Genomic DNA, 296 nt, shown 5'->3' on the forward strand with positions numbered 1-296 from the left:
ATTGATGAGCGTCTCGTGGGCTCGGAGTTGTGTATAAGAGTCAGGTTATCGGTGTCGTATCAATATGGCTTGTAGAAGTCCCAGTTGCTTATTACCTTTCTTATCATACAAATCTTGGTATTAAAGGAATATGGATTGGATATCCAGCTGCATTTATTGTGAGTTTACTTTTGCAATACGGATACTATAAACTTTCATGGCAGAAGAAACGAATTTCTCGACTTGTTAGGTAGAATAGAAGGTGAAAAATGAGATTGTCCCATAAGTCGATTGTAGGGATATGGAAACATCACCAT

1 pseudogene is annotated in these 296 nt (G+C 37.8%); it reads left to right on the top strand.

The features are described from left to right. Positions 1–44: 44 nt before the first annotated feature. Positions 45–233, top strand: a pseudogene (locus ACSG5Z_RS30990) (MATE family efflux transporter); the annotation flags it as partial. Positions 234–296: the final 63 nt, after the last annotated feature.

It is taken from the genome of Bacillus pretiosus, assembly GCF_051294775.1.
Lineage (GTDB): Bacteria > Bacillota > Bacilli > Bacillales > Bacillaceae_G > Bacillus_A > Bacillus_A wiedmannii.